Source organism: Klebsiella indica (assembly GCF_005860775.1).
Lineage (GTDB): Bacteria > Pseudomonadota > Gammaproteobacteria > Enterobacterales > Enterobacteriaceae > Klebsiella > Klebsiella indica.
In genome coordinates this window covers 24,443-49,841 of the sequence record NZ_VCHQ01000015.1, presented here as the reverse complement: position 1 = coordinate 49,841, position 25,399 = coordinate 24,443, and the positions used below count along the sequence as shown (strand labels likewise).

General features: G+C 54.9%; 18 protein-coding genes and 2 pseudogenes. 11 read left to right on the top strand and 9 right to left on the bottom strand.

Annotation, left to right across the window (positions count from 1 at the left end):
• The first annotated feature begins 256 nt into the window (after positions 1-256).
• The 7 genes and pseudogenes from FE839_RS12000 (at position 257) to csiE (ending at position 8,547) form a co-directional block, all read left to right on the top strand.
• Positions 257-1,240: pseudogene (locus FE839_RS12000) on the top strand (substrate-binding domain-containing protein).
• A 104-nt stretch (positions 1,241-1,344) separates the two neighbouring features.
• Entirely contained in the window at positions 1,345-2,853 is a 1,509-nt protein-coding gene (locus FE839_RS11995; protein ID WP_138361035.1) for a sugar ABC transporter ATP-binding protein, read from the top strand.
• A complete protein-coding gene (locus tag FE839_RS11990) occupies positions 2,846-3,835 on the top strand; it encodes an ABC transporter permease (RefSeq protein ID WP_138361034.1) in 990 nt (329 codons plus the stop codon). The genes FE839_RS11995 and FE839_RS11990 overlap by 8 nt, the downstream gene beginning before the upstream one ends.
• A 1-nt stretch (position 3,836) precedes the next feature.
• Positions 3,837-4,790 carry an ABC transporter permease gene (locus FE839_RS11985; RefSeq protein ID WP_138361033.1) on the top strand — a complete coding sequence of 318 codons (954 nt, stop codon included), beginning with the start codon at positions 3,837-3,839 and terminating at the stop codon, positions 4,788-4,790.
• 17 nt (positions 4,791-4,807) lie between these two features.
• Positions 4,808-6,445 carry an FGGY-family carbohydrate kinase gene (locus tag FE839_RS11980; protein ID WP_138361032.1) on the top strand — a complete coding sequence of 546 codons (1,638 nt, stop codon included), beginning with the start codon at positions 4,808-4,810 and terminating at the stop codon, positions 6,443-6,445.
• Positions 6,442-7,053, top strand: coding sequence for a KpsF/GutQ family sugar-phosphate isomerase (locus tag FE839_RS11975; protein ID WP_138361031.1), 612 nt, complete (start codon positions 6,442-6,444; stop codon positions 7,051-7,053). Before FE839_RS11980 ends, FE839_RS11975 begins: the two co-directional genes overlap by 4 nt.
• A gap of 216 nt (positions 7,054-7,269) precedes the next feature.
• The gene (gene csiE, locus FE839_RS11970) at positions 7,270-8,547 is read left to right on the top strand and encodes a stationary phase inducible protein CsiE (protein ID WP_138361030.1); all 1,278 of its coding nucleotides are present in this window, start codon (positions 7,270-7,272) and stop codon (positions 8,545-8,547) included.
• Here the strand turns inward: csiE and FE839_RS11965 are convergent.
• The gene (locus tag FE839_RS11965) at positions 8,544-9,677 is read right to left on the bottom strand and encodes a 3-phenylpropionate MFS transporter (RefSeq protein ID WP_138361029.1); all 1,134 of its coding nucleotides are present in this window, start codon (positions 9,675-9,677) and stop codon (positions 8,544-8,546) included. The genes csiE and FE839_RS11965 overlap by 4 nt on opposite strands.
• A 69-nt stretch (positions 9,678-9,746) precedes the next feature.
• On the opposite strand from FE839_RS11965, the pseudogene FE839_RS24870 reads away from it, so the two are divergent.
• Positions 9,747-9,860 (top strand): annotated as a pseudogene (locus FE839_RS24870) (hypothetical protein); the annotation flags it as partial.
• Positions 9,861-9,955: 95 nt separating this feature from the next.
• On the opposite strand, the gene glyA reads toward FE839_RS24870, so the two are convergent.
• Positions 9,956-11,209 carry a serine hydroxymethyltransferase gene (gene glyA / locus FE839_RS11960; RefSeq protein ID WP_138361028.1) on the bottom strand — a complete coding sequence of 418 codons (1,254 nt, stop codon included), beginning with the start codon at positions 11,207-11,209 and terminating at the stop codon, positions 9,956-9,958.
• A gap of 323 nt (positions 11,210-11,532) precedes the next feature.
• Here glyA and hmpA point away from each other — a divergent pair, with 323 nt between their 5' ends.
• Entirely contained in the window at positions 11,533-12,723 is a 1,191-nt protein-coding gene (gene hmpA, locus FE839_RS11955; RefSeq protein ID WP_138361027.1) for an NO-inducible flavohemoprotein, read from the top strand.
• Between the two features lie 100 nt (positions 12,724-12,823).
• Here hmpA and glnB read toward each other — a convergent pair whose 3' ends face one another.
• The 5 genes from glnB to purL form a co-directional block, all read right to left on the bottom strand.
• Positions 12,824-13,162 carry a nitrogen regulatory protein P-II gene (gene glnB, locus FE839_RS11950; protein WP_002914032.1) on the bottom strand — a complete coding sequence of 113 codons (339 nt, stop codon included), beginning with the start codon at positions 13,160-13,162 and terminating at the stop codon, positions 12,824-12,826.
• Between the two features lie 65 nt (positions 13,163-13,227).
• Positions 13,228-14,565 (bottom strand): two-component system response regulator GlrR, encoded by a 1,338-nt coding sequence (gene glrR / locus FE839_RS11945; RefSeq protein WP_138361026.1) that lies wholly within the window; start codon positions 14,563-14,565, stop codon positions 13,228-13,230.
• Positions 14,552-15,256 (bottom strand): two-component system QseEF-associated lipoprotein QseG, encoded by a 705-nt coding sequence (qseG, locus tag FE839_RS11940; RefSeq protein ID WP_138361025.1) that lies wholly within the window; start codon positions 15,254-15,256, stop codon positions 14,552-14,554. Before qseG ends, glrR begins: the two co-directional genes overlap by 14 nt.
• Positions 15,257-15,269: 13 nt before the next feature.
• Positions 15,270-16,706: a sensor histidine kinase gene (locus tag FE839_RS11935; protein ID WP_138361135.1), complete on the bottom strand. Its 1,437-nt coding sequence runs from the start codon at positions 16,704-16,706 to the stop codon at positions 15,270-15,272.
• Between the two features lie 695 nt (positions 16,707-17,401).
• Positions 17,402-21,289 carry a phosphoribosylformylglycinamidine synthase gene (gene purL, locus FE839_RS11930; protein WP_138361024.1) on the bottom strand — a complete coding sequence of 1,296 codons (3,888 nt, stop codon included), beginning with the start codon at positions 21,287-21,289 and terminating at the stop codon, positions 17,402-17,404.
• Positions 21,290-21,463: 174 nt separating this feature from the next.
• Here purL and mltF point away from each other — a divergent pair, with 174 nt between their 5' ends.
• Complete coding sequence (mltF, locus tag FE839_RS11925) at positions 21,464-23,080, top strand: membrane-bound lytic murein transglycosylase MltF (protein ID WP_138361023.1); 1,617 nt, start codon at positions 21,464-21,466, stop codon at positions 23,078-23,080.
• A 42-nt stretch (positions 23,081-23,122) separates the two neighbouring features.
• On the opposite strand, the gene tadA is transcribed toward mltF, so the two are convergent.
• Positions 23,123-23,617 carry a tRNA adenosine(34) deaminase TadA gene (tadA, locus tag FE839_RS11920; protein WP_206665973.1) on the bottom strand — a complete coding sequence of 165 codons (495 nt, stop codon included), beginning with the start codon at positions 23,615-23,617 and terminating at the stop codon, positions 23,123-23,125.
• Between the two features lie 59 nt (positions 23,618-23,676).
• Entirely contained in the window at positions 23,677-24,312 is a 636-nt protein-coding gene (gene yfhb, locus FE839_RS11915; protein WP_138361021.1) for a phosphatidylglycerophosphatase C, read from the bottom strand.
• A gap of 211 nt (positions 24,313-24,523) precedes the next feature.
• Between yfhb and FE839_RS11910 the strand changes: the two genes are divergently transcribed.
• Positions 24,524-25,372 (top strand): MurR/RpiR family transcriptional regulator, encoded by an 849-nt coding sequence (locus FE839_RS11910; RefSeq protein ID WP_138361020.1) that lies wholly within the window; start codon positions 24,524-24,526, stop codon positions 25,370-25,372.
• Positions 25,373-25,399 lie beyond the last annotated feature (27 nt).

Sequence of the window (25,399 nt, the reverse complement as noted above, 5' to 3'; positions counted from 1 at the left end):
GAGTATTCAGCCGCTTCAAACGCTCACATTGTAAATTATATGTTAAATAAATGATAATATAAATTATATCATTAACACAATCACACGATGAATGAATGTCACATCATTTAAATTAACTAAAATTTAACTAAATTTTATCTACAAGTTAACAAAAATGGTTATTCATCACATTTTCACAACTTTATATTCATTACCTCTTCCCTTCGTTGTTAACCTCACGCCGTGACATGCCCTGCTCCCTACAAAAGGTACAATTATGAAATTCAAACTCGCATTACTCAGTGCAACCCTGGCTTCTGCATGCGTTTTGTCTGGCACGTCCTTTGCGGCAGAGAAATACGAAATTGCAGTGGTGGCTAAAGTCACCGGTATTCCATGGTTTAACCGAATGGAAACCGGCGTCAACGAAGCAGCGAAGAAACTGGATGTCAACGCTTATCAGACCGGCCCATCCACACCGGATCCGGCCCAACAGGTTAAGGTGATTGAAGATCTGATTGCCAAAAACGTGAACGCCATCATTGTGGTGCCTAATGATGCCAAAGTCCTTGAACCCGTACTGAAGAAGGCGCGCGATAAAGGCATTGTTGTCCTGACGCATGAGTCGCCGGATCAGCAAATTGGTCAGTGGGATATTGAGACCATCGACAGTGAAAAATATGCGCAGGCCAATGTCGATGAGCTGGCAAAAGATATGGGCGGTAAAGGGGGTTATGCTATCTATGTCGGCTCGCTGACCGTTCCCTTACATAACGCCTAGGCTGATTACGCCATAAAATACCAGAAAGAAAAATACCCAGAGATGTTCGAAGTCACTTCACGTCTGCCAGTCGCTGAGAGTATTGATAAATCCTACTCCACCACCCTGGATCTGATGAAAACCTATCCGCAGATGAAAGGGATCATTGGTTTCGGCTCTTTGGGCCCAATTGGTGCGGGCCAGGCGGTACAGAAAAAACGAGCTAAAGATAAAATCGCCGTGGTTGGTATTGCGATGCCAGCCCAGGCGGCCCCTTATCTGATGCGCGGCGACATCAAGAAAGCGCTGCTGTGGGACCCAAAAGACGCAGGTTATGCGCTGGTTACGGTAGCTGACCAGTTGCTGCAGGGCAAAGAGGTCACCCCGGATCTGACAATTGACGGTTTAGGGAAAGCGGATGTCGACATGGATAAGAAAGTAATCCGCTTTAACAAAATCCTTGAGGTCACGAAAGACAACGCCCAGTCACTCGGTTTCTAGGGCATCACGCCAACACCAGGTAACTCTGACGCCGGCCGTCTGGTCGGCGCTATCGACAAATTAACAACTCAGCGTCCAGCCGGACGCTCGCAGGGGTATTGTCCATGACAGACACCACCGCATTTATCACTCTTGAGAATATCAGCAAGCAATTTCCGGGCGTGCTGGCGCTGGATAATGTGAATCTGACGCTGAAGAAAGGGGAAGTTCACTGTCTGGCGGGTCAAAACGGCTGCGGCAAAAGCACCATTATTAAAGTGATCTCCGGGGTATATCACCCGGAGAAAGGGGCGCAGATTCAGCTTGACGGTAAACTGTTTCACCACCTGACACCCCAGCTTTCCTCGCACTACGGTATTCAGGTTATCTATCAGGATCTGTCGTTGTTTCCAAACTTCAGCGTGGCGGAGAATATTGCCGTTAACCGCTATCTGCCCAGCGGCGACATCTGGGTACGCCGCGGCGCAATGAAACAGCAGGCGCTGGCCGCAATGAAGCGCATAGGCGTAACGATCAACCCGGATAAAAAAGTTGAAAAACTCTCTATTGCCGACCGCCAGTTAGTGGCCATTTGCCGGGCGATTGCCGCCAATGCACGTCTGGTGATCATGGATGAGCCTACGGCCTCTTTGACGCGTCAGGAGGTTAACGGCCTGCTACGAGTCGTCAATGAGCTGAAAGCGGCCGGGATCTGCGTGGTGTTTGTCAGCCATCGACTGGATGAAGTGATGGAAGTGGCCGATCGCATCAGCGTGATGCGCGATGGCAAGCTGGTCGGCACTTTCCCTGCCAGCGAACTCGACAGTCACGAGCTGGCCTTCCTGATGACCGGCCAACGCTTCCACTACAGTCCGTTGCCGGAAAAACCGCCCGTTGAACAGGAACCCATGCTGGAGCTGCGTAACCTGAGCCGCAAGGGGAAATATCACAATATCAACCTGTCGTTGTGCAGCGGCGAGATTGTTTCGATCGTTGGTCTGCTGGGAGCCGGGAGAACCGAACTTTGCCTTAGCCTGTTTGGCATGACCCATCCGGAAAGCGGCGAAATGCGGATTAACGGCCAGCCAGTCAGACTACGTAGTAATCGCGATGCCATCAAACACGGGATCGGCTATGTCTCGGAGGATCGCCTGACCCAGGGGCTGATCATGGAGCAGTCAATCTACGATAACACTATCGTCACGGTGTTTGACAAACTGCATACCCGCAGCGGCCTGCTCGATCATGGCAAGGCGCAAAAGCTGGTCGCCGATCTGATCCGCGAACTGAACATCAAAGTCGCCGATCCGCAGCTGCCGGTTAAAACGCTCTCCGGCGGTAACGCCCAGCGCATCGCTATTGCCAAATGGGTGGCGACCAACCCACGTATCCTGATTCTGGATTCTCCCACCGTTGGCGTGGACATCGCCAACAAAGAGGGAATCTACCAGATTGCTCGCGATCTTGCGGAGCAGGGCATGGCGGTTCTGATGATTTGCGATGAAATCCCGGAAGCCTATTACAACAGCCACCGCGTGCTGGTGATGCGTCGCGGCGAACTGGTGGCGGAGTTTAACCCTCATCGCTGTCGCGAAGAGGAGATTGCTGAAGTAGTTGAGGTCATCAATGAATAATGAGCGTCTTTCCCGCTTAATCGGGCAACATGAATTCTGGCTGGGACTGCTGGTGGTCGCGCTGGCCGTTGGCCTGAGCATCAGCACCGACGAGTTCCTTTCGCTCGGCAACCTGACGGATGTCGCCACCAGCTACGCCATTCTGGGCATTCTCGCCTGTGGGCTGTTTGTGGTCTTAATATCCGGCGGCATTGACATTTCATTCCCGGCAATGACCGCTATCGCGCAGTACGCAATGGCAAGCTGGATCATTGGCCACGGCGGCAACTTTGTGCTGGCGCTGATTATCGCGATGGCGGTGGGTCTGGTTCTGGGGCTTATCAACGGTATTCTGGTCTACAGGTTGCGCGTACCGGCGATCATCATCACCATCGCCACGCTGAATGTTTATTATGGCCTGCTGGTCTACACCACCAAAGGTACCTGGCTGTACGGTTTCCCCGACTGGTTTATGAACGGCATCAACTGGTTTTCATTCACTGCAGCGGACGGTTACGATTACGGCCTTACGCTCCCCCTACTCTGTCTGGCGGCAGTGATTGTCTTTACCGCGGTGCTGATGAACTACACCCGTCCTGGACGGCAGATTTACGCCATGGGCGGCAATCGGGATGCGGCTTCTCGCCTGGGACTGAATCTGCTGAAACTGCATTTCTACGTTTACGGCTATATGGGTATTCTCGCCGGTGTTGCCGCCGTGGTGCAGGCGCAGATCACCCAGTCCGTCGCGCCAAACTCCCTGCTTGGTTTTGAACTGACGGTGCTGGCGGCAGTGGTGCTCGGCGGCACCAGTATGAGCGGTGGTCGCGGTACGTTAACCGGTACGCTGCTCGGGGTCATTCTACTGGCCTTTTTACAAAATGGCCTGACCCTGCTCAGCGTCTCTTCTTACTGGCACACCGTTTTCAGTGGCGCCATTATCCTGATCAGCATTAGCGCTACGGCCTGGAATGAAAAACGCAAACTGGCAAGGGAGCTTTAAGATGAAAACAATCGCCAGATTTTTACCCGGTGATGCCATCATTCGCCTGCAGTGCATCATTATTATTGTGGTGGTGCTGGCTTTCTCCGCCCTGCTTGGCGGCCGTTTTTTCAGTGTGGCAAATTTCCAGTCCATTGGCTCACAACTGCCGATTCTCGGTATGCTGGCGCTGGGAATGGGCATCACGATGCTGACCGGGGGCATTAACCTGTCGATTATCGCCGGGGCTAACGCCTGCTCACTGGTCATGGCGGCGGTGATTGTCACTCATCCGGATAATCCGCTGTTTCTGGTGCTCGCCCTGCTGGCGGGGCTGGCGGTGGCCGTGGCGATTGGTACGCTCAACGGCGCGCTTGTCGCCTGGGTTGGCGTCTCCCCGATTCTTGCCACCCTGGGAACGATGACGCTCATCTCCGGCCTCAATATTTTGCTCTCCAATGGAACGGTAATTTCCGGTTTCCCGGCGGCCATTCAGTTCCTCGGCAACGCCACGCTTGCCGGTATTCCGGTGGCGCTGTTGCTCTTTTTACTGGTCGCGGTACTGCTGTGGGTACTGCTGGAACACACCACGCTGGGCCGCAGCCTTTATCTGGTGGGGTCTAATGAGCAGGCGACCCGTTACAGCGGCGTCAGTACCGTTCGGGTGCAAATTTCCGTCTACATCATTTCTGCCCTGTTGGGCTGGATGGCAGCCATTTTGATGATGGCGAAATTTAACTCCGCAAAAGCCGGGTACGGTGAATCATACCTGCTGGTGACCATCCTCGCCTCCGTACTGGGCGGTATCAACCCGGACGGCGGTTTCGGGCGCATTGTCGGTCTGGTGCTGGCACTGATTGTGCTACAGATGCTGGAAAGCGGCTTTAACTTGCTGGGGATTAGCAGCTATCTGACGATGGCGCTCTGGGGCGCAGTGCTGATCCTCTTTATCGCATTACAGAACCGTAACGCCTGATTTCAGGAGAAAAAATTATGGCGAGCTATTTTATTGGTGTGGATGTAGGAACCGGAAGCGCCCGTGCAGGCGTGTTTGACCTCAACGGCAGAATGGTCGGTCAGGCCAGCCGTGCCATTGACATTTATCGTCCGCAGGCCGATTTCGTTGAACAGTCTTCAGATAACATCTGGCAGGCGGTGTGCAACGCGGTTCGTGATGCGATCAACCAGTCAGATATCAATCCCATTCAGGTTAAAGGGCTGGGATTTGATGCCACCTGCTCTTTGGTGGTACTGGATAAAGAAGGCAGACCGCTGACCATCAGCCCTTCCGGGCGCAGCGAGCAGAACATTATCGTCTGGATGGACCACCGTGCCATCTCTCAGGCTGCGCGTATCAATGCCCTGCACCACCGGGTACTGGACTACGTCGGCGGAATTATCTCTCCGGAAATGCAAACGCCAAAACTGCTGTGGCTGAAGCAGCATATGCCCAACACCTGGGCGAACGCCGGATACTATTTTGACCTGCCTGATTTTCTGACCTGGCGGGCAACCAACGACGATACCCGATCGCTGTGTTCCACCGTCTGTAAATGGACCTACATGGGCCATGAGGATAAGTGGGATGCCAGCTATTTCCGCCAGATTGGACTGGAAGAGCTGCTGGAGCACGACGCGGCAAAAATCGGTCGTTACGTCAAAACCATGGGGGAGCCGTTGGGTCACGGCCTGACCCAACGCGCCGCCAGTGAACTGGGCCTGATCCCAGGGACGGCGGTGAGCGTATCCATTATTGATGCCCACGCCGGCACGCTCGGTACGCTTGGCGCCTGTGGCGTTTCTGGCGAAGTGGCGGATTTTGACCGTCGTATCGCGTTGATTGGCGGGACCTCCACCGGGCATATGGCGATCTCCAAAGAGCCGCGTTTTATCGGCGGCGTCTGGGGGCCTTATTATTCTGCTGTCCTGCCAGAGTACTGGCTCAACGAAGGTGGTCAGTCTGCCACGGGTGCATTAATCGACCATATTATTCAGTCGCATCCGTGCTATGAAACTCTGTTGGCGCAGGCAAAAACCCAGGGGCAGACAATTTATGAAGTGCTGAATGCGCTGCTGCGGAAAATGGCCGGCGAGCCGGAAGATATCGCTTTTTTAACCCGCGACATGCACATTCTCCCCTACTTCCACGGCAACCGTTCGCCGCGCGCGAATCCGACCTTAACTGGCGTGATTACCGGACTGAAACTCTCCCGCACGCCGGAGGATATGGCGCTCCAGTATCTGGCGTCCATCCAGGCAATTGCCTTAGGTACCCGGCATATTATTGAGACGATGAATCACAGCGGTTACAGCATCGATACGATCATGGCCAGCGGTGGCGGCACCAAAAATCCGATCTTCGTTCAGGAACACGCTAACGCTACTGGCTGCGCCATGCTGCTCCCCGAAGAGAGTGAAGCCATGCTGCTGGGCGGTGCCATGATGGGTACCCTTGCCGCCGGCGTGTTTGAAACCTTCCCTGAAGCAATGTCGGCGATGAGCCGGATTGGGAAAACCGTCACTCCACAGACCAATCGCATTAAGCAGTATTACGATCGTAAATATCAGGTATTCCACGAGATGTATCAGGACCATATGAAATACCGTCAACTGATGCAGGGGGACGCATGAATCATACATGGCATCAAGCCACTCACGTCTGGCAACTGTACAGCGAAGAGCTGGCGGCTCTGGAACGCCATCTGAGTGCGGAACAATGGCAGACGCTGATGGCTGAACTGCGCGGCTGTCAGGGTAAAATCGTGGTCACTGGCGTCGGGACTTCCGGCATAGCGGCACGAAAAGTCGCGCATATGCTCGCTTGCGTTGAGCGCCCGGCGATATACCTCAATGCGACTGACGCCGCGCATGGCGATTTGGGGTTTTTACGTACCGACGATCTGGTAATCATGCTTTCACGCGGCGGCAATTCTGATGAGCTCACCCGGCTGTTGCCTGGACTCGCAGCGAAAAATGTTCCCATCCTTAGCGTCACGGAAAATCCAGATTCCGCCATTGCCAAAGCTGCTCGTCTGGTGATTTCCACCGGCGTGCGGCAAGAAGCCGATCCACTCAATATGTTAGCCACGACATCAATCGTTCTGGTGCTGGCGATTTTCGATGCCGCCTGCGCCTGTCTGATGAACGAGAGCGGTTATTCGAAAGAGACACTTCTGGCTGTACATCCGGGTGGTGACGTAGGGTTAACGCTAAGTCAGGCGCATAACATGCAGAAATGAGATACCGGCTCGGCCACTCTCGTTGGCGGAGCCCGGTTTCAGCCAAAGATAAAACAGCGCGAAAGTACATTCAGAGATTACGCGTCACACCTTCAGTCGCTACGTTAAAAATTCTGTGACCCTCCTCCGTATTCCAGACGGAAAGCCTTTCATTCACCATTTCTATAAACAAACTTTAGCTATTCTTAGCTGACATACTTACCGGAGACCTGACGGATGATGCCAACGCTTGCTCCACCATCTGTACTTTCCGGTCCCCAGCGCCGATGCCAGGTACTGCTGACGCTTTTCCTGCCGGAGCAAATTGTCACCACCAAGACATTCAGTACATTAAATGACGTTGATGAGCACATTGTCCGCGAAGATATTCTCGAAACAGGGCAGGAGATTCAGCGTGACCATCAGTTGACCATTACTGTCAGTCGGGATGACCGCTACCGGATTGAAGGAACCGTGCTTAATCAACGTCTTTGCCTCTTACACGGGTTAAAACGCGCCCTGCGCTTATGCCCGCATTTTGTCAGTCAGCATTTTACCCCGGCATTAAAAACGCAGCTTAAACAGCAGGGTGTCGCGCGCACGCTGTATGACGACACCAACCTGCAGGCTCTGGTCAACCGCTGCGCACGGGCGCTTAACCGGCATTTTGACTGCCGTGACAGGCACTTTCTGCGTCTCTATTTGCAGTATTGCCTGCTGCAACACCATGTCGGACAGAGTCCCTTCTTCACCCGTGAGCAGCAGAGATGGGTACAGGCCGCTACGGAGTTCTCCCTTGCACAAGAGATTGTACGCCACTGGCAACGGCGGGCCGTGACAGCGCTGCCCCCTGAGGAGCGGTTGTTTCTCGCCCTGCTGTTTATGTTGCTGAAAACGCCCGATCCCATCCACGACGGTCATCAGCAGGACCGACGGCTGCACCTGGCGATTTCCGGCCTGATTTACCGTTTTCAGCGTCTGTCCGGCCACGCCTTTAGCGATGAACAGGGGTTGAGCGACCAACTCTATATTCATCTTTCTCAGGCGCTGCACCGCAGCGTATTCGCTATCGGAATCGATAACGCGCTACCGGAGGAAATTAGCCGTCTGTACCCGCGTTTAGTGCGCACAACGCAGGCGGCGCTGGAGGATTTTGAAACTGACTGGAAAGTGCGTTTTAGCCATGAGGAAGTGGGGTTAATCGCAGTAATTTTCGGCGCGTGGCTGGTGCAAAAAAGTGACCTGCAGGAGAAGCAGGTGCTTCTGATCACTGCGGATAATCCGCGACTGGAACAATCGCTGGAGAGGCAGTTACGCGAGTTAACCCTGCTGCCGATCAATATTAAATATCTGAGCGCTCATGCTTTTCAGAAAGAAGGGGCGCCGAAGGGAATAACGCTTATCGTGACCCCTTATGCCACAACATTACCGCTGTTTTCACCGCCGCTGTTTCATGCCGAAGAAGCGTTCAGCGATCATCAGCGGCAGCAGATTTGTAAAATGCTCGAAACCTAAACTACCGCTTTTGGCCGCACCACCAGCGCGGGTAATGCCACCAGCGCCATCACCCAGAAGACGCCCTGATGCAGGTGCTGATAGAGGAATCCGGCAAATACCGTCATAACCGCAATACTGCCCCCCATCGCGATAGCGGAATAGACCGCCTGCAGACGGATCACCTCGCTACCCTGCCGAGCGGAGATATAGCGCATTGCCGCCAGGTGGCAAACCGTAAAAGTTCCGCAATGCAGGATCTGCACGACGATAAGCCACGGCAGCGCCGTGGTCCATCCCATCAGCGACCAGCGAATCAGCCCACACACAGCTGATAGCAGCAATAAATCGCGGGCGCTGAAGCGACGGAAAACTTTTTTGCTCAGCGCGAAAATCACCACTTCCGCCACCACGCCCAACGACCACAGATAACCGACAGCGGAAGCGGAGTAACCAGCCTCCTGCCAGTAGATGGCGCTAAATCCGTAGTAGGCGGCATGCGCTCCCTGCAACAGACTGACGCAAACCAGGAAAGGCCAGGTTTGTCGTACCAGCGTCAACCAGGCAGGTAGTCCCGCCGTTTCCTGCTGACGGACTCCCCCCTGTGGCATCACCGACGGTTTCAGCAGCATACCAAGAAGCATTGAGGCGATACCAAGACTGAGCATCGTCAGTATCGCCCGATAGTCAAACAAACTCACCAGCTTACCGGTCAGCGCGGAACCAATCACAAAGGCAATCGATCCCCATAAACGCACACGTCCGTAGTCCAGGGGGAACTGCTTCTGCCAGGTATTCGCCAGCGCATCGGTCAGAGGTACCAGTGGGGAAAAAAAGAGGTTAAAACCAACCATCACCACCATGAGCCAGGCGACATTCGTCCCCATCCAGAAGGCGATGGCAAAGAGTAGCGTGAGCAGAGCCAGAATACGCAACGCAGAAATCAGTCGGGATGGATCGCTCACCCGTGGAGCGATGAACAAACTACCGAGAAAACGCGCCACCAGCCCGGTGCCAAGCAACAGGCCGATAGTTTCCGGCGTAAGTCCGAGGCCTTTGAGCCAGACGCTCCAGAAAGGCAGGAAGATGCCGTAGCTAAAAAAGTAGGTAAAATAACTAAGCGCCAGCCAGCGCGTGGAGTGCAAAACCATGATTCCCTCCTGAATGGAGGCGATAGTCTGGCGATAAAGTCAGGTGCATGCAAGATGTCTCTCACTGCCGACAGGGCGCAAGCGCACGCCACCCAAATCGGCTTTGGCAAACTCACCCGTGCGCAGCAACTTATGGGGATTGGCTATCTGTATGTGGAGGAACAACTGCAAACGTTGCGTTAAGCCCGGACGAGACACGACCAGAGCATAGACCTTATGTAAGACAGACGCAAAAAAGGCCGCAATCGCGGCCTTCGTTACAGCTTAACGGTTAAAGGTTATGCATAAACCGGGAAACGTGCGCAGATATCCAGCACTTTACCTTTGATGCGCTCGATAACCGCTTCATCGTTGATGTTGTCCAGCACATCGCACATCCAGCCTGCCAGCTCTTTAGCTTCCGCTTCTTTAAAGCCACGACGCGTAATGGCCGGAGAGCCGATACGGATACCGGAAGTGACGAACGGGCTCTTCGGATCGTTCGGCACACTGTTTTTGTTGACGGTGATGTTGGCACGACCCAGCGCGGCGTCAGCTTCTTTACCGGTCAGGTTTTTGTCCACCAGATCCAGCAGGAACAGGTGGTTCTCCGTACCGCCGGAAACCACTTTGTAGCCACGGTTCAGGAACACTTCCACCATCGCTTTGGCGTTTTTCGCAACCTGCTGCTGGTAGACTTTGAACTCCGGTTCCATCGCTTCTTTCAGCGCCACCGCTTTACCGGCGATCACATGCATCAGCGGGCCACCCTGAGCACTCGGGAAAACGGCAGAGTTCAGTTTTTTGTACAACTCTTCGTCACCGCCTTTCGCCAGGATCAGGCCGCCGCGCGGACCCGCCAGGGTTTTGTGCGTGGTGGTGGTCACAACGTGAGCATGCGGAACCGGGTTCGGGTAAACGCCTGCGGCAATAAGACCCGCGACGTGCGCCATATCAACAAACAGGTACGCGCCAATGCTGTCGGCAATTTCACGCATTTTTGCCCAGTCAACGACGCCGGAATAAGCAGAGAAACCGCCGATGATCATCTTCGGTTTGTGAGTCTGAGCCAGCTTCGCCATCTCTTCGTAGTCAATTTTACCGGACTCATCGATGCCGTAAGGCACGATGTTGTACAGTTTACCGGAGAAGTTTACCGGAGAACCGTGAGTCAGGTGGCCACCTTGCGCCAGGTTCATACCCAGAACGGTGTCGCCCGGTTGCAGCAGCGCAGTGTAGACCGCGAAGTTAGCCTGAGAACCAGAGTGAGGCTGGACGTTGGCGTAGTCGGCGCCAAACAGCGCTTTCGCGCGGTCAATCGCCAGTTGCTCAACGACATCCACATATTCGCAACCGCCATAGTAGCGCTTGCCCGGATATCCTTCAGCGTATTTGTTGGTCAGCTGAGACCCTTGTGCCTGCATTACGCGCGGACTGGTGTAGTTTTCGGAGGCGATCAGTTCGATGTGCTCTTCCTGACGTACTTTTTCCTGCTCCATAGCCTGCCACAGTTCGGCATCATAATCGGCAATGTTCATTTCACGCTTTAACATCCGCATCTCCTGACTCAGCTAACAATAAAATTTCGGCCTAAAAGGCGGTCCGATTGGACAACGGCCCACAGTATAACTGAATCATTCTGTGATAACAGGTCTTGACAAAGGATTTTACGCAAACGATTGGCTCGGCGTTACACAAGGCTTTGAGCAATAAAGACGCTGCAATTATCAACGGATTTCTTTTCAGCTATGTGATGCAAATAATTCATGTTGTAACGGCTTTCAGGAAAGTATTGCAGAACCATTTACAATGCAGGGTTATCTTTATAAGATGCATTTAAAATACATCAATTAAATAACACGTAAAGGAAGCCACTATGCTCGACGCGCAAACCATCGCCACGGTGAAAGCCACGATTCCCCTGCTGGTTGAAACTGGCCCTAAGCTGACCGCCCACTTTTACGATCGCATGTTTACGCATAACCCGGAACTCAAAGAAATTTTTAATATGAGTAACCAGCGTAACGGCGATCAGCGGGAAGCGTTGTTTAACGCGATTGCCGCTTACGCCAGCAATCTTGAGAATCTCCCTGCGCTGCTGCCCGCGGTAGAGAAAATCGCCCAGAAGCACACTAGCTTCCAGATAAAACCCGAGCAGTACAACATCGTGGGCTCCCACCTGTTAGCAACGCTGGACGAAATGTTCAGTCCGGGTCAGCAAGTGCTGGATGCCTGGGGCAAAGCCTATGGCGTACTGGCGAACGTTTTTATTCACCGTGAAGCGGAAATCTACCGTGAAAGCGCCGGTAAAACCGGCGGCTGGGAAGGCACCCGCGCATTTCGCATCGCGAAGAAAATCCCGCGCAGCGCGCTGATTACCAGTTTCGAATTTGAGCCGGTCGACGGCGGCCCGGTGGCTGAATACTCTCCAGGGCAATATCTGGGACTCTGGCTGAAACCGGAAGGTTTTCCCCATCAGGAAATTCGCCAGTATTCCCTGACCCGCCAGCCCAATGGCAAAAGCTATCGCATTGCGGTCAAACGGGAAAACGGCGGACAGGTTTCAAACTGGCTGCATCATTCGGCCAAAGAAGGCGACGTGGTTTACCTGGCCGCACCGGCGGGCGATTTTTTCCTCAACGTGGCGCCAGAAACACCGGTCACGTTGCTCTCCGGCGGCGTCGGCCAAACGCCAATGCTGGCGATGCTGGATGTACTGGCGAAAACGCAGCATCCGGCCCAGGTTAACTGGTTCCATGCGGCAGAAAACGGCGAGGTTCATGCCTTCGCCGACGAGGTTAAAGCACTGGGCGCAACGCTGCCGAAGTTCGTTTCTCATGTCTGGTATCGCGCGCCGAGTGAAGCTGACCGCCGGTCGACACCGTTTGATAGCGAAGGTTTGATGGATTTATCAGCGCTGGAGGAGAAGCTCAGCAACCCGCAGATGCAGTTCTATCTGTGCGGCCCGGTCGCATTTATGCAGTTTGTCGCGAAGCAACTGGTAGAACTGGAAGTAAACCACGATAACATTCATTACGAATGCTTCGGCCCGCATAAGGTACTATAGCTGCGTATTGGTAAATTCCCCGGCGGCGCGGCGCTGACCGGGGCGACAGACTAATGGGATGTTCAGGATTAGCCACGCTGCGCCTAATCCTGAATTGCGTTTAAATCGCCGCGTCGTCTTCTTCGCCGGTACGGATACGAATCACCCGCGCGACATCGAAAACAAATATTTTACCGTCGCCGATTTTGCCCGTCTGCGCAGTACGGATAATGGTATCTACGCAGGTGTCAACGATATCATCGGTAACCACAATTTCGATTTTCACTTTCGGCAGAAAATCCACCATATACTCAGCGCCACGATACAGCTCGGTATGCCCCTTCTGGCGGCCAAAGCCTTTCACTTCCGTTACCGTCATCCCGGTGATGCCGACTTCCGCCAGCGCTTCACGCACGTCATCCAGTTTGAAAGGTTTAATAATCGCATCAATCTTTTTCATGGTGTTCCTGTTTTAGTCACATAACCGGTCACTAACCGTATCATAACGTGCGTTATGTTGCGGGGCTACTCTTTAAAGTCGTTGGCGTCGAGCTCGTGGCGTGACAGTAACTTATAAAATTCAGTGCGGTTGCGCCCCGCCATCCGCGCCGCATGCGTAACGTTGCCTTTAGTAATTTGCAGCAACTTGCGCAGATAATTCAGCTCAAACTGATTACGCGCCTCAACAAAAGTGGGCAGCGCAGTATTTTCCCCTTCCAGGGCCTGCTCCACCAGCGCATCGCTGATCACCGGCGAAGAGGTCAACGCTACGCACTGCTCAATCACGTTCACCAACTGGCGCACATTCCCCGGCCATTTCGCCGCCATCAGCCGCTTCATCGCATCGGTGGAGAAAGCGCGGACAAACGGTTTATGTCGATCCGCAGACTGACGCAGCAGATGGTTAGCCAGCAGCGGGATATCTTCAGTGCGCGCCGCCAGCGGCGGAATTTTCAGATTCACTACGTTCAGGCGGTAAAACAGATCTTCGCGAAATTCGCCGCGCACCATCGCTTTCGGTAGATCGCGATGGGTGGCGGAAATAATACGCACATCAATATTAATATCACGGTTGCTGCCCAGCGGACGTACTTTACGTTCCTGCAGGACGCGCAGCAGCTTCACCTGTAACGCCATCGGCATATCGCCGATTTCATCAAGAAACAACGTTCCGCCTTCCGCAGCCTGAAATAACCCCTCGCGCTGGCTCACCGCTCCGGTAAACGCGCCGCGCGCGTGGCCGAACAGTTCCGATTCCAGCAGTTGTTCAGGAAGCGCGCCGCAGTTGATGGCGATGAATGGTTTATCGCGACGTGGGCTGGCATTATGGATTGCCTGGGCGACGATCTCCTTCCCGGTACCGCTTTGCCCATTAATCAGCACGCTGACGTCCGACTGCGCCACCATCCCGGCCTGCTCCAGCAGGCGCTCCATCAACGGACTGCGGGTAACAATCGCCTGCCGCCAGCGCTCATCGGTGGTCGGCGCGCTCTGTTCCAGGGCATCGTCAATGGCTTTATACAGCGCGTCTTTGTCGACTGGTTTGGTGAGAAAGCTAAATACCCCCTGCTGAGTCGCGGCAACAGCATCCGGAATAGAACCGTGAGCGGTCAGAATGATCACCGGCATCCCCGGCTGGGCCTTCTGGATCTCGCTGAACAACTGCAGACCATCCATCTCATCCATCCGCAGGTCGCTGATCACCAGATCCACTTTATCACGCCCCAGAATACGCAATGCTTCCGGGCCGCTCTCAGCGGTGAGCACACTATATCCCTCGCTGACAAGACGCATTCCTAATAACTTCAGCAGCCCCGGATCGTCGTCCACTAATAGCAGGCGGGCCGGTTTACGGATCGTCATGGATCACCTCCGGCACCTTATCGCCGCCATGCCCGCCTTCAGAATTAAAATTGCCCCCGGGTTTACGGCTGGAAAGCCGACGCTCAATATCCGTCAGATTTTCCAGCTTGCGGGTCGTGAGTTCGAGCTGGCTGCGTAATGCCTGTTCCTGCTGCCGCAACGCCTCAAGTTCCGTATCGCTGGACTGCTGTAGTCTGGCATAACGGGAACGCTGGTCAATTAACTGAATCTGCCGGTCCTGAGCATCGCGCCAGAGCTGATAAAGCGGACGAATCTGCGGGTCAATTTGCACGCTGAAGCTGTCCAGACGCGCCAGCATATCCCGGCGTTCATCAGGCGTGATTCTGGCATCGCCCAGTAAAATGCCGCGCTTAAAGGCATCTTGCCAGCTGTCGTCATTGTGCCGCCGGGCTTCCGCACGCGCCTGCTCCGGGGCAAGGCGCTCCGCGCAATCAATTCCCCGCAGCCAGTAAAGTGGATTTTTATCGCTGACCTCATTTTGCAGCGCCCAGATGTCGGCGCACTCGACAGCCAGAAAATCAGCAACCTGCTGCTGCGGTAGCGCAAAACGCGTTTTGTCATCCGCGCTATGTGATGATGTGAAGGCGGAGCAGCCCGCCAGCGCCAGGCAGGAAAGACCCGGCAGCAGCCATTCCCTGAGGGAACGGACAAATACGAAGAAGTGGGACATATTCACCCGATAGTTATACGTTATTTTTTTCAGCCTCAGCGGCGGGCAGCGTAATACGGAAACAGACAAGCCCTGAGTTATCATCTACCAGGCTTAGCTCGCCCTGCATTTGCCGCACACAGTCGCGAGCAATGCTCAGCCCCAGGCCGCTGCCTTTTACTGCCCCTTTACGCTGGTGGCTTCCCTGATAAAAAGGCTCGAAAATCATGTTTCTCTCAGTTGGCGGGATCGGCTCGCCATCATTAATGACGTCAATGCACACCTGCTCATCGCGCCGATAGCTATGAATACGAATGTTACCGGATTCAGCCCCATAGTGCACCGCATTGGAGTAGAGATTATCCAGAACGCTCACTAACAGCGCCGGTTCTGCCAGGCAAAAACGCGCGGTAAGCGACAGTTCGGTATGCATCATTTTAGCTCTTGCCGGCAGGTTATGGGCGGAAACCACATTCTCCACCAGTTCACGCAGATCTATTACCTCGCGAGCAACCGGGACATCAGCCTGTTTACGGTTGTAATCGAGCAATTGTTCAATCAATTTTTGTAAATTTCGGCTGCTGCTATCGAGAATCTCGACGATCTCCCGCTGTTCCGGCGTCAGCGGCCCGGCCACATGGTCGGCGAGCAACTCTGTCCCTTCGCGCATGCTGGCCAGCGGCGTTTTCAGCTCATGGGAGAGATGGCGCAAGAACTGATGGCGCTGGGATTCGAGCCAGGCGAGGCGCTCACTCAGCCAGATAATGCGTTTCCCGACCGAACGCAATTCTCGCGGGCCGGTAAACAGCGCGGCATCATCCAACGATTTCCCCTCGCCCAGTCGGTTAATCATTCTTTCGATGCCTTTCACCGGGCCGATAATCATGCCAGTGAAAAGCAGGACCAGCGCAAGGCTCAGCAGAAACAGCACCAGCGCCTGCCAGCCAAAAAACTGGCCGCGCTCGGCAATTTCTTGCTGCAGCTGTTGTCCACGAGAAGAGACTACCGCGCGAGTCGCCTGGACCATATCGCTATTGGCTGAGGCAAACGCCTCCAGACTGGCGGCGGATTTCGCCGCCGGACCGCTATTTTTGCACTGAAGATCCGCCAGATCGTCAAGATCCCGACGCAACGCCTGCCAGATTTTTTCGTCCGGAAGAACGCCCGCATGAGCCTCAAGCATTTCACTGTAGCGTTTACGCTGATTTTGATAGACCCGCGCCAGCGTCGGGTCGTCCAGCACGCAGTATTGTCGGTAGCTGCGCTCCATCTCCAGAGAAGCATTGATCATCGCCTCACTACGGCGGGCATCGATAAGGGTGGTACGGTTGATATGCGCCGCCTGCGCGCTCAGCGCGTTGAGGCTCTGCCACGCCTGCCATGCCAGCACCAACAGCGGGAGCAGGATCAGCACGAACGACAGCATAACCAGCTGACGCAACGAACGGGGAAAAAGGGAGAGTCGCTTCAAGGATATCGTCTCACTCATTGGCTCATTACGATGCTACCCCGAAAATGCCCGATATACGCTATGGATTTCATGTTACAGGTCAAAACACACGGTGTTCTGAGCCGCGTTTACACCGGCGCCGGAGAGAGCCTGTCGCGCAAACGATAACGAATATAATAAAGCCAGGCTGTAAACAACCTGGCTTTATTAAGAAATGAGGCGGTGCCTAACTCGACGTTTCGCCCGATGACTGATAAAGCGTCGCTATTATCAGGAGTTGGACGGCAGGCACCTGTTTGTGCGTCATTCGAAGTTTATGTAGCGCGTCCCGAAGGGGCTGACATAAGAAGGTGAATGAGCCACTGACTGTAATTATGCACGAAGCGTGCCATATCACAAAGATATTTATTAATTCAATGATAAATAAGGAATATTTAACAGCCTCAGTGCGTAATGATAGTGAACATCATTTGCACAAAGTGTCGCTAATCAGCAACACCGAATAAGTGATTTTTTTATACCATTTAAAATCAATTAGTTAAGTGTCTCCTTTTAGCGACACCGCTATAAGGCATTTGTCGGCGATTCCCGACACCCTTGCCAACGGCCACCAGATACAGAAAAGCCCCCTGCAGTCGCAGGAGGCTTGATGAAGTTTACCCGCGGAGCAGAATTGCGCGTTCCTCCGGGCAATTCACGCTCAATAACCTGAAGACTTAACCCAGCTGTTTACGCGCATTGCGGAAAATACGCATCCACGGGCTGTCTTCACCCCAGTTTTCCGGGTGCCAGGAGTTCGACACGGTACGGAAAACACGCTCCGGGTGCGGCATCATGATCGTGGCGCGCCCGCTTTCGCTGGTTACGGCGGTGATACCGTTCGGCGAACCATTCGGGTTAGCCGGATAGTTTTCCGTGACCTGACCGAAGTTATCCACGAAACGCAGCGCCACCAGACCTTTGCTCTCAAGCTGCGCCAGATGCGCGCCATCACGGACTTCCACCTGCCCTTCACCGTGAGAAACGGCAATTGGCATCATCGACCCGACCATGCCCTGCAACAACAGCGACGGGCTTTGGGTCACTTCAACCAGGCTGAAGCGCGCTTCAAAACGGTCAGACTGGTTGCGCACAAAGCGCGGCCACAGGTCACTGCCGGGGATCAGCTCACGCAGATTTGACATCATCTGACAACCGTTGCACACCCCCAGCGCCAGCGTCTGCGGACGATGGAAGAAGGTGGCAAACTCGTCGCGCACGCGCTCATTAAACAGAATCGATTTCGCCCAGCCTTCGCCTGCGCCTAACACATCGCCGTAGGAGAAGCCGCCACAGGCCACCAGCGCCTGGAAATCCGCAAGACCGGTATGGCCCGCCAGCAGATCGCTCATATGTACGTCGATAGCGTCAAAGCCTGCGCGATGGAACGCGGCGGCCATTTCAACGTGTGAGTTAACGCCCTGCTCACGCAGCACCGCAACCTTCGGACGTGCGCCGGTAGCAATATAGGGAGCAGCAATATCGTCATTGATGTCGAAGGAGAGCTTCACGTTAAGGCCCGGATCGGCATCGTTAGTTTTCGCATCGTGCTCCTGGTCAGCACACTCCGGGTTATCACGCAGACGCTGCATCTGCCAGGTGGTTTCTGCCCACCAGGTACGCAGGGTGGTACGACTTTCGCTAAATACCACACGGTCATCCGCCGAAATAACAAAGCGGTCGCCCGCCGTCGCCTGGCCCAGATAGTGAACGCAATCCGCCAGCCCATTTGCCGCCAGCAGCGCTTCAACCGCCTGGCGATCGGCTGCACGAACCTGAATTACGCCGCCCAGCTCTTCATTAAACAGCGCCGCCAGATGGTCAGCGCCAAGCGCGGCGATATCAACATTGACGCTGCAGTGACCGGCAAACGCCATTTCAGCCAGCGTCACCAGCAGGCCGCCATCGGAACGGTCATGCCAGGCCAGCAGCTTATCCTCCGCCACCAGCGTCTGCATTGCGTCCCAGAAGCCTTTCAGTTGAGCAACGTCGCGAACGTCCGCGGTGACATCCCCGAGCTGGCGATAAACCTGCGCCAGCGCGGTTGCGCCCAGCGCATTATTCCCCTTGCCCAGATCAATCAACAGCAGGGCGTTCTCTTCGCTGGAGAGCTGCGGCGTCACGGTGCGGCGCACGTCCTCCACGCGGGCAAAAGCGGAAATCACCAGCGACAGCGGAGAGGTCATTTCACGCTGTTCAGCCCCTTCCTGCCAGCGGGTTTTCATCGACATCGAATCTTTACCCACCGGAATCGTCAGCCCCAGAGCCGGACAAAGCTCTTCGCCAACCGCTTTTACCGCCTCATATAAGCCAGCGTCTTCCCCCGGATGGCCGGCTGCGGCCATCCAGTTTGCCGACAGCTTCACGCGGTTAAGCGCGCCAATCTGCGTGGCGACAATGTTGGTCAGCGCCTCGCCTACCGCCAGACGGGCGGAAGCGGCAAAATCCAGCAGCGCGACCGGCGCGCGTTCGCCGATTGACATGGCTTCACCGTAGTAGCTGTCGAGGCTGGCAGTGGTTACCGCGCAGTTGGCAACCGGAACCTGCCACGGGCCGACCATCTGATCCCGCGCAACCATGCCGGTTACGGTGCGGTCGCCAATAGTGACCAGGAACGTTTTCTCCGCCACGGTCGGCAGATGCAGTACACGATTCACCGCGTCGGCAATGGTGATACCCTGACGTTCCAGATTCTGGCCCTGGGCTTTCAGAGACTGCACATCGCGGGTCATTTTCGGCGTTTTGCCCAGCAGTACGTCCAGCGGCAGATCAATCGGTCGATCGTTAAAGTGGCTATCGCTGAGGCTCAGGTGCTGCTCTTCAGTCGCTTCACCGATGACCGCGTACGGCGCGCGCTCGCGGCGGCACAGCTCATCGAACAACGGCAACTGCTCCGGGGCTACCGCCAGAACATAGCGTTCCTGAGATTCGTTACACCAGATTTCCAGCGGACTCATGCCCGGCTCATCGCTAAGGATGTCACGCAACTGGAATTTACCGCCGCGGCCGCCATCGCTGACCAGTTCCGGCATCGCATTCGACAAACCGCCCGCGCCAACATCGTGAATAAACAGAATCGGGTTAGCGTCGCCCAGTTGCCAGCAGCGGTCGATCACTTCCTGGCAGCGGCGCTCCATTTCCGGGTTGTCGCGCTGTACGGACGCAAAATCCAGATCCGCATCAGACTGACCGGAAGCCATTGAGGAAGCCGCGCCTCCGCCGAGACCAATATTCATCGCCGGGCCCCCGAGGACAATCAGCTTCGCGCCAACCACGATTTCGCCCTTCTGCACGTGTTCGCCGCGAATGTTGCCGATACCGCCCGCCAGCATAATGGGCTTGTGATAGCCGCGCAGCTCTTCGCCGTTATGGCTGGTCACTTTTTCTTCATAGGTACGGAAATAACCGTTCAGCGCCGGGCGCCCAAATTCGTTATTAAAGGCCGCGCCGCCCAGAGGGCCTTCGGTCATGATATCCAGCGCGGTAACAATACGCTCCGGCTTGCCGAAATCCTCTTCCCAGGGTTGTTCAAATCCCGGAATACGCAGGTTGGAAACGGAGAAACCAACCAGGCCTGCTTTCGGTTTAGCCCCGCGACCGGTCGCGCCTTCATCGCGGATTTCGCCGCCGGAACCGGTAGCCGCCCCCGGCCACGGAGAGATCGCCGTCGGGTGGTTGTGGGTTTCAACCTTCATCAGAATATGCGCCTCTTCCTGATGGAAGTCATAGCGGCCGGTTTCATGGTCAGCAAAGTAGCGCCCCACCGCCGAACCTTCCATCACGGCAGCGTTATCTTTATAGGCCGACAGCACATAATCAGGAGTCTTCTCGAAGGTGTTTTTGATCATTTTGAACAGCGACTTCGGCTGCTGTTCGCCATCAATAACCCAGTCGGCGTTAAAAATCTTGTGTCGACAGTGCTCGGAGTTGGCCTGTGCGAACATGTAGAGTTCAATATCATTCGGGTTACGCCCCAGCGTCTGGAAGGCATCCTGCAGATAGTCTATTTCGTCATCCGCCAGGGCCAGCCCCAGACGGAGGTTGGCATCAATCAGCGCCTGACGCCCCTGCCCCAGCAAATCGACGCTGGTCACCGGAGTTGGCTGATGGTGGGCGAACAGTTTTTCCCCCGCTTCCAGCACATCGAATACGCTTTCCATCATCCGGTCGTGCAGTTCAGCCGCCACCTGCGCCCATTGTTCATCATTCAGGCTGCTGGCTTCAACGTAGTACGCGACGCCGCGCTCCAGGCGCACAATCTGGGACAGACCGCAGTTATGGGCGATGTCGGTAGCTTTAGAAGACCAGGGAGAGATGGTGCCAGGACGGGGAGTGACGAGCAGTAGCTTACCGGTTGGGGTATGGCTGCTTAAGTTCGGGCCATACTTGAGCAACCTGGCCAGTTTCTCGCGATCGTCGCCGTTTAACGGGGCGCTGAGGTCGGCAAAATGAACATACTCGGCATATATCGTGCTTACCGGAAGGTTGGCCGCCTGGAAACGTGCCAGCAGTTTATTGATACGGAATGCCGACAGTGCAGGTGAACCACGAAAAATTTCCATCATAAGTCTCTCGTCTTCGAAGCTTTCAGGGTGAGCCAGGGGGGAAACGGGCGCCATTATAGTGAATCCTGCGTCACGACGAAACCGTTTGCGTAGAAATAAAATACTTGCCGTCATTTCGCAATTAATGTGCCCCGTCTCGCGAATAAGTTGCCAACTGGCGCATTCTTAAGCAAAATGCCGCTCATTCAACAACAGGCTTTTATTTTTTCCGCTCATAATCTGCTGAGGATCCGGACGCTGCAGAAAATTAACCATCTGAAAAAGCTGAAGATTAATTATCTGCTTATCGGCATTGTTACGCTCTTGCTGGCAGCGGCTCTGTGGCCGTCAATCCCGTGGACCGGGAAACCAGAGAATCGCGTGGCGGGGATCATCGCGCGCGGAGAACTGCGCGTCAGTACCATTAATTCGCCGGTGACCTTTACGACCATCAATGAGAATACCTACGGTTTCGACTATGAGCTGGCGCAGCAGTTTGCCGACTACCTCGGCGTTAAGCTGAAAATCACCGTCCGGCAGAATATCAGCCAGCTATTCGACGATCTTGATGAGGGGAAAGCCGATATGCTGGCCGCCGGCCTGGTCTACAATTCTGAGCGGGTGAAGAACTATCAGGCCGGGCCGACCTACTATTCCGTTTCACAGCAGCTGGTTTATCGCGTTGGCAGTCCGCGCCCGCGTAGCCTGGCGGATCTCATCGCCGGGCAGCTGATTATCGCGCCGGGGCATGTGGCGATTAACGATTTGCAGGTAGTGAAAGCGCAAAAATACCCCGATCTCGCCTGGCGCGTGGACGATAAACGCGGGACAACGGATCTGATGCAGGCGGTCATTGATGGCAAGCTCGACTACACCATCGCGGATTCGGTGGCCATCAGCCGCTTTCAGCGCGTCCATCCGGAGCTGGCCGTGGCGCTGGATATCAGCGACGAACAACCGGTGACCTGGTTTAGCGAAAAGGGCGAGGATAATTCCCTGTCGGCGGCAATGCTCGATTTTTTCAATAATATCAATGAAAACGGCGCTCTCGCGCGCCTGGAAGAGAAATATCTCGGCCACGGCAACGATTTTGATTACGTCGATACCCGGACCTTTCTGCGCGCGGTGGAAAACGTCCTCCCGGAACTGCAGCCAATGTTTGAAAAATATGCCCGGCAGATAGACTGGCGACTGCTGGCGGCTATTTCCTGGCAGGAGTCACACTGGGATCCGCAGGCCACCTCGCCGACCGGCGTTCGCGGAATAATGATGCTCACCCGTAATACGGCGCAAAGCCTCGGCCTGACCGACCGTACTGATGCCGAGCAAAGCATCGACGGCGGCATGCGTTATTTACAGGACATGATGAGTAAAGTCCCGGACGCCGTTCCTCAGGACGAGCGAATCTGGTTTGCGCTGGCGGCTTACAATATGGGCTATGCGCATATGCTTGACGCCATGGCGCTGACGAAAAAGCAAAAAGGCGACCCCAATAGCTGGGCCGATGTGAAGCAACGCCTGCCGCTACTGAGTCAGAAAAACTACTACAGCCGGCTAAAATACGGCTATGCGCGCGGTCATGAAGCTTACGCCTACGTCGAGAATATCCGTAAATACCATATTAGCCTCGTGGGCTATCTTGCGGAAAAAGAAAGGAGAGAGGCGCAGGTCGCGGCCATAGGCGAAAGCTACCCGGCGGTCATGCCGGATGAACTGGATAAAGAAGAGCCGTTTGCCATGCCCTTTTTCAAACTTAGCGCCGAGGCCCTGGTTGATAACGCAAAATTGAAAATTCCGGGGCTGGGGTATTAGGCAGTATCCTGTAATAGTGCCTGTTCCGGGGCACCGCCTGACCTACTGGCTCGCTTTCTTTAGCGCCTTTTTCTCTTCGCGCCGCCAGCGGAAAAAGTCGCTCAGCATGCCGGAGCACGCTTCCGCCAGAATGCCTTCGGTTATCTCGACCCGGTGATTCATTCCAGGATGGTGCAACACATCAAGCAGCGACCCGGCTGCGCCGGTTTTAGCGTCTCTGGCGCCGAATACCAGCCGGGAAATACGGCTGTGCACCATCGCCCCGGCGCACATCACACAAGGCTCAAGGGTCACATACAGCGTCGCATCGATCAGGCGATAGTTTTGCAGCACTAACCCCCCCTGACGCAGCGCCATAATCTCAGCGTGGGCAGTCGGATCGTGGCGGCCGATTGGCCGGTTCCAGCCCTCACCGATAACCTGATGATTGTGCACCAGCACCGCGCCGACCGGCACCTCCCCCTCTTCCCACGCGCGTTGCGCCAGCGTCAGAGCGTGATGCATCCAGTATTCATCATTTAATTCATGGTCAGACAAAGCGGACACTCCTGCGGAAAAAGCGGGGCGCATTATACATGGTCGCTCTGTATTACACACTATTCTAACTGCTGCAGATCGCCCTTTGGCGTGACTCGCCAGCGGTGCTGGCAAAAATAGAGCAGCGGGTTATCCTGCTCGCTGTCGCTATAGCCGCTATATAAGCGTAAAGGCGCGCCGATTTTTTGTTCCAGTTGCCTCACTTTTTCGTTGCCAAGGCAGCGTACCGTCAGCACCCAGCCGCCATAACGACGAGCCATTCGACTGGCAAGCACATTCACCCGCGGCAGCCATACAGCATCAACATAAACCTGTTCAACCAGCGACTGCGGCGAGCCGGTAATCAACCAGACATCCGCATCGGTACTGGTCAGATAGTTATTCAGCCGCGCCTGCACAACCGGAAATGCCGTGACGCGCTGACGAAACCAATGGGCAAAATTAACCTCAAGACGTTTAAGATGAATCTCGCGGCGCCCAAAGGTCGCCGCCCAGAGGAGGAGGCTCATCGGCCAACGCGCCGCACGGCCGTTTAACAGCAGTCCGGCAACAATAACCGGCAATGCAGGAACCACCAGCAGCGCATTCAACGGCTGATGGCGTAAAACATAGCGTAAGAAGCTGCCGAACATATCCTGCTGATGTAACGTTCCATCCAGATCAAAGAAAACCACCCGCCGTATACTGCTATTCAAAACTCACTCCCCTGAACGATTGCTCCGATAACTCACAGATTAACAGCCTCAGGCCGCATACGGGGAAAACATCGACCGTCGTTGAGCCTGGATTAAGAAAATGCTTTTGCTGAAAAATCTGAGACATAGAATTTTTAATTCGCGATAATCCTTTTATAATTGAATACAAAATTCTTTCAGCCGAGGGTAAAAGCTGTCCTCCGGAGCCGCTATGAACTGTTTGACCCGTATCCGCCAGCGCTACCCCTCGCTGGCCGCCAGTGATAAAAAACTGGCTGATTTTATTCTGGCTCAACCGGATCAAACCCGCCACCTCAGCTCGCAGCAGCTGGCGGGCGAAGCCGGTATCAGCCAGTCAAGCGTCGTGAAATTCGCCCAGAAAATGGGATTCAAGGGCTTTCCGGCCTTGAAGCTGGCGTTAAGCGAAGCGCTGGCCAGCAGTAGCACCGCGCAATCCGTACCGGTGCATAATCAAATTCGCGGCGATGATCCTCTGCGACTGGTGGGAGAAAAGCTGATTAAAGACAATATCGCGGCAATGCACGCGTCGCTGGATGTCAATACTGAAGATAAACTACTGGAAGCCGTTGCGCTATTGCGTCACGCCCGGCGGATTATTATTACCGGTATCGGCGCGTCGGGGCTGGTGGCGAGAAATTTTAGCTGGAAGCTGATGAAGATTGGCATTAACGCCGTTGCTGAACAGGATATGCATGCTCTGCTGGCAACGGTACAAGCGATGTCGTCGGACGATCTGCTGGTGGCGATCTCCTATTCTGGCGAACGGCGTGAAATCAATATGGCTGCCGGTGAAGCATTACGAGTGGGGAGCCAGATTCTGGCGATCACCGGCTTTAATCCTAACGCGCTGCAACAGCAGGCAACCCTGTGTCTGTATACCATTGCTGAAGAGCAGGCTACGCGCAGCGCCGCCATTTCCTCCACCAGCGCGCAAATGATGCTCACCGACCTCCTGTTTATGGGCCTCATCCAGCAGGACCTTGAGCATGCTCCGGATCGTATCCGTCACAGCGAAGCGCTGGTGAAAAAGCTGGTGTGACGGCGAGCGCTTCTGCGCGATGCAAAA